We start from the raw sequence: 14,049 nt of genomic DNA on the forward strand, positions 1-14,049 counted from the left end.
GCCGCTGGAATAGTCAGTATATCCCTTTATTCGCCCTGTTGGCAAAATCATCAGTTTTTAACTGAGCACCACGCCAATAGCGAATAACAGGTTGGCCAGTAATGCGGCCTTCACCATGTGCTCCAGCATCGGGCGCATGCCGATAGCGGTGGGATCGCGCAGTACGCGCATACCGTGGCGCAACAGCAGCGGTATGGCCAGCACAAACAGCCAGCCCCACAGGCTGTGCAGGTTAAGCAGGGTAAACAGAGCGAAGCACACCACGGCAGCGATCAACAGAAAAGCGTGGTAGTAACGTGCTTTCTGTGGCCCGAGGCGTACTGCCAGGGTATTTTTACCGTTGACGCGATCGCTTTCGATATCGCGCAGGTTATTGATGTTGAGCACCGCTGCCGCCAACAGGCCGCAGGCGGTGGCTGGCAGCATCACGATGCTGTCAAAGGTGTGCGTCTGTAGATAGTGCGAGCCCGCCACGCTGAGCCAGCCGAAAAACACCAGCACCGAGATATCACCCAATCCCAAATAGCCATAGGGTTTGTTACCCACGGTATAGGTAATGGCGGCGACGATCGCCAGGCCACCCAGCACCAGGAAACCGACCACATCACCGGGTTTTTCGCAGGCGACAGCAATCAGCCAGCAACCGGAAAGGGTAATCAGGAGCACCGTCAGCACCAACGCCCGTTTCATCTGGGCCTGAGTGATCATCCCTTTCTGCATGCCGCGCAGTGGGCCGATGCGATCTTCTTTATCACTGCCTTTTACCGCGTCGCCGTAGTCATTGGCCAGATTGGAGAGGATCTGTAACAGGCCCGCGGTCAGCAAGGCCAACAGGGCCACACCCGGTTTGAGGCTGCCTTGCCAGGCGGCGATAGCGGAGCCGACAACGATGGAGGCAAACGCCAACGGCAGGGTGCGCGGTCGTAAACTTTCCAGCCAGGCTTTAGCCGGGGTGGTGGGGGTTGATAAGCTCATGTTTCGCTTCAGTAAGTCAAAAGGCGGTGTCCGTTCGAAATAAATGCGGGAGGCAAGGCCTCCCACAACGATAACTGACAGGACAGTGATAGCGCGATTATAGGATAAAACGACTCAGATCTTCATCCGCTACCAGTTCATCCAGGTGATTGCGCACGTAATCGGCGTCAATTGTAATGGATTGACCGTTAATTTCACTCGCGTCATAAGAAATATCTTCCATCAGACGTTCCAGCACGGTGTGCAGACGGCGTGCGCCGATGTTTTCGGTGCGCTCATTCACCTGCCAGGCGGCTTCGGCGATGCGGCGGATGCCCTCGGCAGTGAAGTCGATCGTCACGCCTTCGGTGCCCATCAGCGCTTTGTATTGCTCGGTCAGCGAGGCACTGGGTTCGGTCAGGATGCGTTCGAAATCTTCCGTGGTCAGCGCCTGTAGCTCAACGCGGATTGGCAAGCGGCCTTGCAGCTCCGGGATCAGATCGGAAGGGCTGGCGGTCTGGAAAGCGCCGGAAGCGATAAACAGGATGTGATCGGTTTTCACCATGCCGTGCTTGGTGGATACCGTGCAGCCTTCCACCAGCGGCAGCAGATCGCGCTGCACGCCTTCACGGGAAACGTCCGGACCGGAACTTTGGCCACCACGCTTACAGATTTTGTCGATCTCGTCGATAAACACGATGCCGTGCTGCTCAACGGCTTCCACTGCCTGCTCTTTCAGCTCTTCCGGGTTCACCAGCTTGGCGGCTTCTTCTTCCACCAGCAGTTTGAAGGCTTCTTTGATCTTCAGCTTGCGGGGTTTCTGTTTCTGCCCGCCGAGATTCTGGAACATCGACTGCAACTGATTGGTCATCTCTTCCATGCCCGGAGGGGCCATGATTTCGACGCCCATCGGCGCGGCGGCCAGATCGATTTCGATTTCTTTGTCGTCCAACTGGCCTTCACGCAATTTCTTGCGGAATACCTGACGTGCAGCAGAAGGTTCCTGCTGCTCTTCGGCCTGGCCCCAGTTGTTTTTGGCCGGTGGGATCAGCACGTCGAGCAGACGTTCTTCGGCCATTTCTTCGGCGCGGGTGCGGTTTTTCTCGATCGACTGCAAGCGCACCATTTTCACGGCGGCATCGGTCAGATCGCGGATGATGGAATCCACTTCTTTACCGACATAGCCCACTTCGGTGAACTTGGTGGCTTCCACTTTAATAAACGGTGCATTGGCCAGTTTGGCCAGGCGACGGGCGATCTCGGTTTTACCGACGCCGGTCGGGCCGATCATCAGGATATTTTTAGGGGTGACTTCGTGGCGCAGCGTCTCGTTGAGCTGCATCCGGCGCCAGCGGTTGCGCAGGGCAATGGCAACAGCGCGTTTGGCCTTGTTCTGGCCAATGATGTAGCTGTCCAGTTCGCTGACGATCTCGCGCGGGGTCATTTCAGACATAGTATTCGATCCTTACGCTTTGGAAGGCAATTCTTCAATAGTGTGGAAATGGTTGGTGTAAATACAGATGTCACCGGCGATGCTGAGGGATTTCTCAACGATTTCGCGGGCGCTCAGTTCGGTATTTTCCAACAGGGCGCGGGCCGCCGACTGGGCGTAGGGGCCGCCGGAGCCGATGGCGATCAAATCATTTTCTGGCTGCACCACATCACCGTTACCCGTGATGATCAGCGAGGCGTTTTCATCGGCGACCGCCAGCAGCGCTTCGAGTTTGCGCAGCATACGATCGGTACGCCAGTCTTTTGCCAACTCAACGGCGGCTTTCACCAAGTGGCCTTGGTGCATTTCCAGCTTGCGCTCGAACAACTCGAACAGCGTGAAGGCGTCAGCAGTACCCCCAGCGAAACCGGCAATCACTTTATCGTTATACAGGCGACGGACCTTCTTGACGTTGCCCTTCATGACCGTATTGCCCAGTGTGGCCTGGCCATCGCCACCGATCACTACCTGGCCGTTGCGGCGTACGCTTACAATTGTTGTCACGAGCAGACCCTCGTTGCAGACGGAAAGAAGACCCCGCTGTCTCTGCTTATGCAGAAGCAACGGGGCATATGCAGAATATAGTTGGGGGAGGAGTGACGCTTTTCAACCCCCGACGGCAAGGGGAATGCAACTTGACATGCCGGAGCCCTTCAGGCGTGCCAGGGTTTTGTCGGCGGCAGCACGGCTGCTGTAGGGGCCGAGCATCACGCGGTTCCAGCCACCACCCGCCGTGATGCGGCTTTCGATGCCTTCAAACGCCAACTGTGCGCGCACTGACTCGGCCTGATCCGTGGCACGGAACGAACCACATTGCACCATCCACTTCTGTTTCTGCTCGGGCTTGGTTTCCTGCTTGGCCGTTTCCGCTTTCACTTCGGGCTTCACTTCCGGTTTCGGCTGGGGTTTTGGCTCCGGTTGCCGGGTTGGGACCGGCGGCGTGACCGCTTGTGGCTTCGGCTGTTGCACCGGTTGTTGGTGTTGCTGATGCGGCTGCTGTACTGGTGCCGCGTCGTTATTGAACGGGTTACGCGGTTGGCTCACCGGCTGCTGCTGTTGCACTGGCTGCGGTATTTGCTGTTGCGGTATCTGTTGCTGTTGGCGACCGTTGCTGCGGAGCTGTGACGGATCGTTATAGGGCACCTCAGACAACTGCGTCGGGCGCTGCTGCATGTCAGCCTGCATTTGTTCCAGCAGTTGGCGCTGTTCAGCGGTCAACTGAGTTTTGGTATCATTGCTACTGGCCCCGGGTTCAGTCGGTGTTTGCACGCCAATCTGGCGATTCTCCAGCTCTTTGATATAGCGCCAACGCTCTTCCGGCTTCGGCGGCAGGCCGTTACCTGGGCGAGTGCCGTGCGTAGGCAGCAGCGGGGCATCGTCCGGTTTGTTGTGCGTAATGAAATAGAGGCCACCGATAAAGACAACCAGAAGGGCAACGGCAAGCGCCACCACGGTTTTGGATACCTTCGGAGAACTGCGTTTACGGCTGGGGGTCTTGCGCCGCGCTGCCCCTGAGCGCCCGCGGCTTACATAGTCTCTCTGTGCCACTATAATTCCGCTGTGTCCTGATGAGGTTAAAGCCTATCCTCTAGGCTGTTTGATTGGCCACCTTTGCTGCTTCGGCAGAAATGACCACAACAATAATTATACCTATCTGATAGGTTTTGAGTCCGCCATGTTACTTAACCCAAAAATGTTTGACTAGCGTTTCGGGGCCGCGGTGCTGTCGCGGATAATCAATTCGCTGTCCAAAAGCCGGGATCCGCTGTTCACCGTCTGCCCGTGCAATTGTTCCAGCAGCAGCAGCATGGCTTGCTGGCCGATCTGGAAACGGGGCTGTGCCACCGTGGTTAACGGTGGATCACAATACTGTGCCGGTTTGATATCGTCAAAGCCGACAACGGAGAGATCCTGCGGTACCCGCAAGCCCAGCTTTTTGGCCTGAAACAGCGCGCCAATGGCCATAATGTCGTTGTGACAGAAGATGGCTGTAGGAGGTTTAGGCAGTGACATCAGCGATTTCAGGGCTTGAGCGCCCGCCTCGTAGGTGAAATCACCCCGGGTAATATAACTGCTTTCAACGCTAATACCATTCCGGCGTAGCGCCTGAATATAGCCCTGCAACCGATAATGGCTCAGCGGCATGTGTTCCGGGCCCGCCACGCAGGCGATCTGCTTGTGGCCAAGCTGATGCAGATAATGTACGGCTTCGAAGGCGGCGGTCAGGTTATCGATATGCACCGTCGGCAGTTCCAGCTCTGGCGCAAATTCGTTGGCCATTACCATCGGTGGCAGATTGCGCTGTTCTTCCTTGCTGGCGTCGAACGGCAGGTTAGAGCCGAGCAGCAGCATACCGTCAATTTGCTTGGTGATAATCAGGTTAACAAAAGTGCGCTCCTGCTGGTTCTGTTGCGCACAGTCGCCGATCAGGACCAGATATCCCTGTTGCGCTGCGGTTTGCTCGATCCCCTGGATCACGTCGGCAAAAAACGGATCGCAGATATTGGGAACGATCACCAGGATGGTGCGGGATTCATTGCGCTTGATATTGCGTGAGAGGGCATGAGGGGAGTAACCCACGGCCAGCACGGCCTGTTCTACTTTCTGGCGCGTCGGCGTTGACACCTTTTCTGGATTCATCAGCGCACGGGACACGGTTGCCGTTGAAACGCCGGCCATTTCAGCAACGTCTTTCATGGTGGCCATGGATAGTTCTTTCTTGTGTTCCAACGCCTTTCTCCTTGCGTTAGCCCCATGCCAACGCGACAACTGGGATTGACTCATACATTCTGGCGTGCGGTGGTGTTGTTATTGTTAGCGCCATCCACGTTCAAAGCTTCCATCATGCTGCTTGCCTGCACCGACATTCTAAACAGATTACGCCCGGCTTTTGTTACCTAAATTTCATAAAAAGTGTGAGTTAGGAAGGTTTTTTCGTGTTACCTCGCAAATTCAAGGGTAAACGTCTGCACTCTGGCTTCAACTGTCGATCGGATCGACGTCCAACATCCACTTCACTTTGCGTGCTTGGGGCAGGGTGCCAATCAGCGGCAGCGTGGTTTTCATCAAGTGTTGCAGCAAGCGCCGGGAAGGGTGTTGCAGCAGCAACTGCCAACGGAAACGGCCGCCGCGCTTCGACTGTAATGCCGGAACCGGGCCCATGACCCACAGCGAATCATCCTTCAGCGGGCTGGCTTCCAACAGATTGCGCAGTTGTTGCAAGAACAGCGGTGCCTGCTGATTATCGTGATCTTCCGAACGGACAATAATGTGGCTGGTATAAGGCGGCAGAAATACGCTGTTGCGCTCCGCTAGCGTCTGTTTGGCAAAGGCGTCATAGCCTTGTTGCAACAGGATCTGTAGCAGAGGGTGTTCGGGGTGATGGGTTTGCAGCAGCACTTCGCCCTGTTTGCCCGCGCGCCCGGCCCGGCCAGAAACCTGGGTATACAACTGGGCGAAACGCTCGGCAGAGCGGAAGTCTGCGGAGAACAGGGCACCATCGACATCCAGCAACGCAACCAGCGTCACATCGGGGAAGTGGTGGCCTTTTGCCAGCATTTGGGTGCCGATCAAAATGCGCGGGCCACCGCGGTGGATATCCGCCAGATGTTGTTCCAGCGAGCCTTTGCGGCTGGTGGTATCGCGATCGATACGGGTGATGGCCGTTTCCGGGAACAGCGGTGCCAGCTCGTTTTCCAGTTGTTCGGTACCAACGCCGACCGAAACCAGATGCGTGGAACCGCACTGCGGGCACTGGTGCGGCACCGGGCGCTGGCTGTCGCAGTGGTGGCAACGCAGCTGGCGCTGATTCTGGTGGATAGTGTAGTAGTGGTCACAACGTTGGCACTCGGCGATCCAACCACATTCATGGCATAACAGCGCAGGTGCATAGCCACGACGGTTGAGGAACAGCATTACCTGATTACCGTTCTTCAGGTGGTGTTGCATGCTTTTCAGCAGCGGTTGCGACAACCCAACCTTCAGCGGCAGGCCCTTCAGATCGATCAGGTGCTGGTTGGCCGGTTTGGCATTGCCTGCCCGCTGGGTCAGTTTAAGCTGGCGATATTTACCCAGTTGCACGTTGTGCAGCGTTTCCAGCGCCGGGGTGGCAGAACCCATTACCATCGGAATGTCTTCGGCGTGGGCACGGAACACCGCCAGATCGCGGGCATGGTAACGCCAGCCTTCCTGCTGTTTATAGGAACTGTCGTGTTCTTCATCGATGATAATCACCCCAAGGCGCGAAAACGGAGTGAACAGCGCCGAACGGGTGCCGATCACAATGGCCGCTTCACCGCTGCGGGCGCGCAGCCAGACCGCCAGCCGTTCGCTGTCGTTCAGGCCGGAATGCAGCACGTCCACCGGCGCGTTAAACCGTTCGCGAAAACGGGCAATGGTCTGCGGCGTCAGGCCGATTTCTGGCACCAATACCAGCGCCTGTTTGCCTTTGGCCAGAATGTTTTCCAGCACGCTGAGATAAACTTCGGTCTTGCCGGAGCCGGTTACCCCTGCCAGCAGCCAAGCGGCGAAGTGATCGTCTTCACTGCGGATGGCACCTACCGCGGTAGCCTGTTCGGTATTGAGCCGCAGCCGTTCACCGAGGACCTCAAAGCCGGGCCGCCAGTCCTGCGTTGCCAGAACCTGAGCGCGGAGATCGGCCAAGCCTTTGGCGCGTAAGGCTTGCAGTGCATTGTCGGTCAGTTCCAGCTCGCTGACCTGATGGCGATAGACCGGGCGTTGCAGCAGCGCCGCCAGCGCCTGTTGTTGCTTGGCGGCCCGTTTGAGGCTTTCCGGTGGCGTGGCGCGCCCCTGTTCGGTGGCAAACCATTGCCACAGCGGGGTTGTCTCCGCGGGTTTACCCTGGCGCAGCAGGATCGGCAACGCGTGGAACAGCACTTCACCAATCGGGTAATGGTAGTATTCAACCGCCCACAGCAGGATGCGCCACAGGCTGGGGGAGAACAGTGAGTCGCTATCCAGCAGGCTGTCGATGGGTTTCAGCTTTTCCAGCGGCAGTTCGCTGGTTGCGCTACAACCGACAACAATCCCGATCGCCCGTTGCTTTCCCCAGGGCACACCCACGCGCGCGCCGGTAACCGGCTGCAGGCCTTCTGGCAGCAGATAATCGAAGGTACGGGCAAGGGGAACCGGTAAAGCAACCTGTACAACGGGCATGTGGCGATCCAGCTAGAAAAAAGTGGTGGCTAGTTTACACTGCGGGCCGCTAAATGTACGGATCCGTTTGCGCAGCCCATTTAATTCTGTATAATTTGCCGCCTTTGATATAATTCCATATCAAAATTTATCAACCACGTGTGGTGTCTGGCGGAACAGGGCTGGATAGCGACACGGCCTTAACTGAGGTTTCCCATGAAACAAGGTATCCACCCAAAATACGAAGAAGTTACTGCTAACTGCTCTTGCGGTAACGTGATCAAAATCCGCTCTACCGTGGGTCACGATCTGAACCTGGACGTTTGTGGCGAATGCCACCCGTTCTACACTGGCAAGCAGCGTGATGTTGCTACCGGTGGCCGCGTTGACCGCTTTAACAAGCGTTTCAGCGTACCAGGCGCTAAGAAATAAGATTTCTTACCGTCAGATGAAAAAGGCGCCTTCGGCGCCTTCAGACTGCTGACTAACCCCACTTCTTCAGGTGGAGTTCTTCTTTTTTAGCGACCGCAGGTCGCGATCGCGATATTTTTCCATAACCCCGTCATTGGCGACTTCTGTTCGCCCAAGGCACCTTTCTGGCCTTCCCAAGACGCTTTCCACCACCGGTAAAGACAATAAAGAAGCGCCAGCAGCGCCATCTTTTTCATATTCTGCGCTGTGGCCGCCAGCAGGCACTGCATCTGCACTTTTGACAGGCCACGGAACCGCGCATATCGATGGCCATGGTGCTGTTTCGCATCCGCGAAGCTTCTCTCCACTGTCTCTTTGCGCCGCGCGTAGATTTTCTTGCCCCATTTCGTCAGCCGTAACCTGTTCGCTTCTTCTTTCGACGCCTCCCAGACGTGCCGCGTTATCGTTTTCTGCGCCTTGCTGTTCTGCGTACACTGTCCTCTCTGCTCACACCCTTGGCACACTGCCGGGTCTGAACGGTAATGCTGATAACCGTTACGGTCTGTCGTGCTATATATCAGCAATTCGCCTGCCGGGCACACATACACTTCCCGTGCCTCATCATACCTGAAGTGCTTTTTCTGGAAGTCATTCTGACCTTTGTGCGGTCTGCGATAGCCGGGAACCAACGCGAGACCCATTTCCTGTGTCAGATGGCACACCGCAGCGGTGAAGTAACCCGCGTCCACGCCCACCGCCACCGGCTCCAGACCGAAGCGCTCGACCTGCCGCTCAAGCCGTCCGATAAAGGGCTGGCTGTCGTGCACATTGCCCGGTGTCACATGCGTATCCAGGATGATGCCGTGCTTCCCGTCCACCGTGCGGTGGTCCAGATAGAAGAAGCCCTTCGGTTTGTTATCCCGGTGCATGAAGCCGCTTTCCGGGTCGGTGGTGCTGACTTTGGTGTTCTTAACGGCGACGCTTTCTGGCATCTTTTTTACGACGGGCAGCGGCTTTTTTTCGTGCTTCTTCCTGTCGGCCTCTACAGCAGCATCAAGCTGCTCCAGATATTCACTGACGCCCACCGGACGTTCTTCATTCACTGCCTTGCGAGGGTTGGCGTCAGCTTTCAGGTGGGTACTGTCGGTGTAAAGAACACGCCCGTTGGCCATGCCGCGGCTGAGAGCCTGTTCCACGATGTGGTCAAAAATCTGCTGGAAGACATCGCTGTGGTTGAAGCGGCGGAGGCGGTTCTGGCTCAGGGTCGAGGCGTCAGGGACTTTTTCGGTGAGGGCCATACGCAGGAACCAGCGATAAGCGACATTGACCTGTATTTCCTTGACCAGACGGCGCTCACTGGGGATACCGAAGAGATAACCCAGCAGCATCATTTTAATCAGGCGAACGGGGTCAATAGCGGGTCTGCCGTTATCAGGACAATAGAGATGAGCAACGGCGTCGCGGATAAATTCAAAATCGATGGCGGCATCGATTTGGCGAACCAGATGGTCTTCGGGGACCAACTCATCCAGGGTGATGGTTTCAAACTGATATTGCTGGGGAGAGGGTGTTTTGAGCATGGCAGTCAGTCCATTTTTTGCACTGACCTTATTAGATCAAAGTCCTGGCCTCACGGCCAGGACTTTGTCATCAATCTGAAGGCGCCTTCGGCGCCTTTTTTCGTTTCAGGGATCAGTAATCCCAGGTATCGGGATCCACACCCAATTCACGCATCAGCACTTTCGCGGCTTCCGGGATTTCATCGCTGCGTTCTTTGCGCAGATCTTCATCGTTCGGCAGCGGCTGGCCAGTAAAAGCGTGCAGGAATGCTTCGCACAGCAATTCGCTGTTGGTCGCGTGGCGCAGGTTGTTGACCTGGCGGCGGGTCCGTTCATCGGTCAGGATCTTCAGGACCTTCAGCGGAATGGAGACCGTGATTTTTTTTACTTGCTCGCTTTTTTTACCGTGTTCAGCGTAAGGGCTGACATACTCGCCGTTCCACTCAGCCATGGGACACCTTAAAATTTGTCAGAAAAACTACCATATTCTAGAAACCGGCCAATTATGCCCGATCTTCACTGTTCTCACTAAATAAATGTCAATTTTACGCGATAAGATTCACCGAATTGCGACTCTCAATAGACCCTATCTCTGCATTTTTGCATTAACATCTTGTCGTCATCACAAACCGCTACAATTTTAGCGGGTATTGGTGCTTTGCTCAATCTATACGCAAAGAAGTTTAGATGTCCAGATGTATTGACGTCTATTTCCGCTACGAGTAATCTTTAGGCCTCATTTACCCACTTTCCGAGAGCCGAGCCACCCTATGACGCGTAAACCAGCCACCATTGCCGTGCGTAGCGGTCTGAATGACGACGAACAGTACGGCTGTGTCGTTCCGCCGATCCACCTTTCGAGCACTTATAACTTCATCGATTTCAATCAGCCCCGAACCCATGATTATTCACGCCGTGGTAACCCGACGCGTGATGTGGTGCAGCGTGCGCTGGCGGAGCTGGAAGGCGGTGCAGGCGCGGTCATGACCGGCAGCGGGATGTCGGCGATCCATCTGGTGACCACCGTGCTGCTGAAGCCGGGCGATCTGCTGGTGGCTCCGCACGACTGTTACGGCGGCAGCTATCGCCTGTTCGATAGCCTGAGCAAGCGCGGTGCCTATCGGGTGCTGTTTGTCGATCAAGGGAATGAAGCTGAGCTGCAACAGGCGCTGGCGCAAAAGCCGAAGTTGGTGCTGATCGAAAGCCCAAGCAACCCGCTGCTGCGCGTGGTGGATATTGCGGCTATCTGTCACGCGGCGCATGAAGCGGGTGCGCTGACGGTAGTAGATAACACCTTCCTCAGCCCGGCATTGCAACAACCGCTCACGCTGGGTGCCGATCTGGTGGTGCATTCCTGCACCAAATACCTTAACGGCCATTCTGACGTGGTTGCCGGTGCGGTGATCGCTAAAGACAAGGATCTGGCGGTGGAACTGGCGTGGTGGGCGAATAATATAGGTGTCACCGGGGCTGCGTTCGACAGCTATCTGCTGCTGCGCGGCATCCGCACGCTGTCGCCGCGTATCAAGGCCGCGCAGCACAATGCCGGGGCGATTGTCAGCTATTTACAGCAGCAACCGCTGGTCAAAAAGCTGTATCATCCTTCTCTGCCGGAAAACCCAGGCCATGAGATTGCCTGCCGTCAGCAGCTTGGATTTGGTGCCATGCTCAGCTTTGAACTGGATGGTGACGAAGCGCTGCTACGGCGTTTCCTCTCTGCTCTGGAATTGTTTACGCTGGCGGAATCATTGGGTGGCGTAGAAAGCCTGATCTCGCATGCGGCGACCATGACTCACGCCGGGATGGCGCCAGAAGCCCGTGCCGCAGCCGGTATTTCCGAAAGCCTGTTGCGTATTTCCGTGGGTATTGAAGACTGTGATGATTTGATTGCCGATCTGGAACAAGCCTTCCAGGCGGCGGCAACGAGGTAAGCATGAATGCAATTGCGGTAGCAGGGGCGGTGAATGGGCGTCAACTGCACAAATTTGGTGGCAGCAGCCTGGCCGATGTGAAGTGTTATCAGCGGGTGGCCGGGATTATGGCCGAGTACAGCCAGCCGGGTGACATGATGGTGGTTTCGGCGGCTGGCAGCACCACTAACCAATTGATTAGCTGGTTGAAACTGAGCCAGGGCGATCGCCTTTCCGCACATCAGGTGCAGCAAACGCTGCGCCGTTATCACAGCGAACTGATCGGCGGTTTGTTGCCGCCGGAAACGGCTGAGCCGTTGATTGCCGAATTCATTCACGATCTTGAGCGCCTGGCAGCCTTGCTGGACGGCAAAGTCGATGATGCGGTGTACGCCGAAGTGGTCGGCCATGGTGAAATCTGGTCGGCACGTCTGATGGCCGCCGTGCTGAACAAGCAGGATATGCAGGCAGCATGGCTGGATGCGCGTGATTTTCTGCGCGCTGAACGTGCGGCGCAGCCGCAGGTGGACGAAGGCCGTTCCTATCCTTTATTGCAGCAGTTGCTGGCGCAACACCCAGGCAAGCGCTTGGTGGTGACCGGTTTTATTTCACGCAACGACGCTGGTGAAACCGTGCTGCTCGGGCGTAACGGCAGTGACTATTCCGCTACGCAGATCGGCGCATTGGCCAGTGTGGTGCGCGTCACCATCTGGAGTGACGTGGCCGGGGTTTACAGCGCCGATCCGCGTAAGGTGAAAGATGCCTGCCTGTTGCCGCTGCTGCGCTTGGACGAAGCCAGCGAACTGGCGCGTTTGGCGGCACCGGTGTTGCATACCCGCACGTTGCAGCCGGTTTCCGGCAGTGACATTGATCTGCAACTGCGTTGCAGCTATCAGCCGGAACAAGGCTCGACACGCATCGAACGCGTATTGGCTTCCGGTACCGGTGCCAAAATTGTTACCAGCCATGATGATGTTTGCCTGATTGAACTCAGCGTGGCTCCACGGCATGACTTCAAACTGGCGCAGAAAGAGCTGGAACTGGTGCTGAAGCGTGCGCAGATCAAACCGCTGGCCGTGGGTATCCATCCTGATCGTAACCTGATCCAACTGTGCTACACCTCGGAAGTGGTGAACAGCGTTTTGCGCGTTCTGCAACAGGCGGTGCTGCCGGGTGAGCTGCAACTGCGTGAAGGGTTGGCGCTGGTGGCGCTGGTCGGTGCTGGCGTATGCAAGAATCCGTTGCACAGCCACCGCTTTTACCAACAGTTGAACGATCAGCCGGTAGAATTCATCTGGCAGGCGGAGGATGGCATCAGCTTGGTGGCGGTGCTGCGCCAAGGGCCAACGGGTTTGCTGATTCAGGGCCTGCATCAAACATTATTCCGCGCGGAAAAACGCATTGGCTTGGTGCTGTTCGGCAAGGGCAACATCGGTTCACGCTGGCTGGAGCTGTTTGCCCGCGAGCAGAAAAATCTCTCGGCGCGCAGCGGTTTTGAATTCACTTTGGCAGGCGTGGTGGACAGCAGCCGTAGCCTGTTGAATTACGAGGGGTTGGATACCAGCCGCGCGTTGGCGTTCTTTGAAGAAGAAGCACAGGAGCTGGATGAAGAATCGCTGTTCCTGTGGATGCGTGCTCATCCGTTCGACGATCTGGTGGTACTTGATGTCACCGCCAGCGAAAACCTGGCAGAACAGTATCTGGATTTTGCCAGCTACGGTTTCCACGTCATCAGCGCCAACAAACTGGCGGGAGCCTCGTGCAGCGCTAACTACCGGCAGATTCGTGATGCGTTCGCTAAAACCGGCGGCCACTGGCTGTATAACGCCACCGTGGGTGCCGGTTTGCCAGTGAACCATACCGTGCGCGATTTGCGTGACAGCGGCGACAGTATCTTGGCGCTCAGCGGTATTTTCTCCGGCACGCTCTCCTGGCTGTTTTTGCAGTTTGACGGCACGGTGCCGTTCACCGAACTGGTGGACCAGGCTTGGCAACAGGGCCTGACGGAGCCGGATCCGCGTGTCGATCTCTCTGGGCAGGACGTAATGCGCAAACTGGTGATCCTGGCGCGTGAGGCGGGTTACGACATTGAACCGAATCAGGTGCGCGTGGAATCGCTGGTGCCTGCTGGTGCGGATCAAGGCTCCATCGATCAGTTCTTCGAAAACGGCGATGCGCTGAACCAGCAAATGCTGCAACGCTTCGAAGCCGCCAGCGAAATGGGATTGGTTCTGCGCCACGTGGCGCGTTTTGATGCCAATGGCAAGGCGCGCGTTGGTGTAGAAGCTGTACGCCCAGAACATCCGCTGGCCTCACTGCTGCCGTGCGACAACGTGTTTGCCATCGAAAGCCGCTGGTATCGTGATAACCCGCTGGTGATCCGTGGGCCAGGGGCGGGGCGCGATGTGACCGCCGGTGCGATCCAGTCGGATCTTAACCGCTTGGCACAACTGCTTTAATCCTCAACGGGCGCAACGGATGGCGCCCGGTTTCTCTCTCCTTGAGTACTATCATGAAATTCTCTCATGTTGTGTGAGGATTACTCATCGTATTACCCTCACTTTCCTGT

Annotated in this window: 11 protein-coding genes; 3 read left to right on the forward strand and 8 right to left on the reverse strand. The window is 56.5% G+C overall.

The window, feature by feature from the left end:
- Nucleotides 1-57 precede the first annotated feature (57 nt).
- The 6 genes from ACX9GT_RS00610 to priA all read right to left on the reverse strand — a co-directional run bounded on the left by ACX9GT_RS00610 (nucleotide 58) and on the right by priA (nucleotide 7,621).
- Entirely contained in the window at nucleotides 58-975 is a 918-nt protein-coding gene (locus ACX9GT_RS00610) for a 1,4-dihydroxy-2-naphthoate polyprenyltransferase (protein ID WP_473189368.1), read from the reverse strand.
- A gap of 97 nt (nucleotides 976-1,072) precedes the next feature.
- The gene (gene hslU / locus ACX9GT_RS00615) at nucleotides 1,073-2,407 is read right to left on the reverse strand and encodes an HslU--HslV peptidase ATPase subunit (protein WP_473189369.1); all 1,335 of its coding nucleotides are present in this window, start codon (nucleotides 2,405-2,407) and stop codon (nucleotides 1,073-1,075) included.
- A 12-nt stretch (nucleotides 2,408-2,419) separates the two neighbouring features.
- Complete coding sequence (gene hslV, locus ACX9GT_RS00620; RefSeq protein ID WP_037404291.1) at nucleotides 2,420-2,950, reverse strand: ATP-dependent protease subunit HslV; 531 nt, start codon at nucleotides 2,948-2,950, stop codon at nucleotides 2,420-2,422.
- A gap of 102 nt (nucleotides 2,951-3,052) precedes the next feature.
- Nucleotides 3,053-3,994 carry a cell division protein FtsN gene (gene ftsN / locus ACX9GT_RS00625; RefSeq protein WP_473189370.1) on the reverse strand — a complete coding sequence of 314 codons (942 nt, stop codon included), beginning with the start codon at nucleotides 3,992-3,994 and terminating at the stop codon, nucleotides 3,053-3,055.
- A 153-nt stretch (nucleotides 3,995-4,147) separates the two neighbouring features.
- Nucleotides 4,148-5,176, reverse strand: coding sequence for a DNA-binding transcriptional regulator CytR (gene cytR / locus ACX9GT_RS00630; RefSeq protein ID WP_473189371.1), 1,029 nt, complete (start codon nucleotides 5,174-5,176; stop codon nucleotides 4,148-4,150).
- A gap of 249 nt (nucleotides 5,177-5,425) precedes the next feature.
- A complete protein-coding gene (gene priA, locus ACX9GT_RS00635; protein ID WP_473189372.1) occupies nucleotides 5,426-7,621 on the reverse strand; it encodes a primosomal protein N' in 2,196 nt (731 codons plus the stop codon).
- 195 nt (nucleotides 7,622-7,816) lie between these two features.
- On the opposite strand from priA, the gene rpmE reads away from it, so the two are divergent.
- Nucleotides 7,817-8,032: a 50S ribosomal protein L31 gene (rpmE, locus tag ACX9GT_RS00640; protein ID WP_012147462.1), complete on the forward strand. Its 216-nt coding sequence runs from the start codon at nucleotides 7,817-7,819 to the stop codon at nucleotides 8,030-8,032.
- An 86-nt stretch (nucleotides 8,033-8,118) separates the two neighbouring features.
- Here the strand turns inward: rpmE and ACX9GT_RS00645 are convergent, their stop codons facing one another.
- Nucleotides 8,119-9,591 carry an IS1182 family transposase gene (locus ACX9GT_RS00645; protein WP_473189373.1) on the reverse strand — a complete coding sequence of 491 codons (1,473 nt, stop codon included), beginning with the start codon at nucleotides 9,589-9,591 and terminating at the stop codon, nucleotides 8,119-8,121.
- A gap of 112 nt (nucleotides 9,592-9,703) precedes the next feature.
- Complete coding sequence (gene metJ, locus ACX9GT_RS00650) at nucleotides 9,704-10,021, reverse strand: met regulon transcriptional regulator MetJ (protein ID WP_024913974.1); 318 nt, start codon at nucleotides 10,019-10,021, stop codon at nucleotides 9,704-9,706.
- 319 nt (nucleotides 10,022-10,340) lie between these two features.
- On the opposite strand from metJ, the gene metB reads away from it, so the two are divergent.
- Both metB and ACX9GT_RS00660 read left to right on the forward strand, forming a co-directional pair.
- Nucleotides 10,341-11,501, forward strand: a complete 1,161-nt coding sequence (gene metB, locus ACX9GT_RS00655) for a cystathionine gamma-synthase (protein WP_473189374.1) — start codon at nucleotides 10,341-10,343, stop codon at nucleotides 11,499-11,501.
- A 2-nt stretch (nucleotides 11,502-11,503) separates the two neighbouring features.
- On the forward strand, nucleotides 11,504-13,939 hold the full coding sequence (locus ACX9GT_RS00660) for a bifunctional aspartate kinase/homoserine dehydrogenase II (RefSeq protein WP_473189375.1): 2,436 nt from the start codon (nucleotides 11,504-11,506) through the stop codon (nucleotides 13,937-13,939).
- Nucleotides 13,940-14,049 lie beyond the last annotated feature (110 nt).

The organism is Serratia sp. YWN4 (assembly GCF_055790845.1).

Bases quoted from the DNA above. Each gene is read 5' to 3' on its own strand.
- metJ (WP_024913974.1), bottom strand. From the start codon at position 10,021: ATGGCTGAGTGGAACGGCGAGTATGTCAGCCCTTACGCTGAACACGGT.
- ACX9GT_RS00610 (WP_473189368.1), bottom strand. From the start codon at position 975: ATGAGCTTATCAACCCCCACCACCCCGGCTAAAGCCTGGCTGGAAAGT.
- ACX9GT_RS00645 (WP_473189373.1), bottom strand. From the start codon at position 9,591: ATGCTCAAAACACCCTCTCCCCAGCAATATCAGTTTGAAACCATCACC.
- rpmE (WP_012147462.1), top strand. From the start codon at position 7,817: ATGAAACAAGGTATCCACCCAAAATACGAAGAAGTTACTGCTAACTGC.
- hslU (WP_473189369.1), bottom strand. From the start codon at position 2,407: ATGTCTGAAATGACCCCGCGCGAGATCGTCAGCGAACTGGACAGCTAC.
- priA (WP_473189372.1), bottom strand. From the start codon at position 7,621: ATGCCCGTTGTACAGGTTGCTTTACCGGTTCCCCTTGCCCGTACCTTC.
- ACX9GT_RS00660 (WP_473189375.1), top strand. From the start codon at position 11,504: ATGAATGCAATTGCGGTAGCAGGGGCGGTGAATGGGCGTCAACTGCAC.
- metB (WP_473189374.1), top strand. From the start codon at position 10,341: ATGACGCGTAAACCAGCCACCATTGCCGTGCGTAGCGGTCTGAATGAC.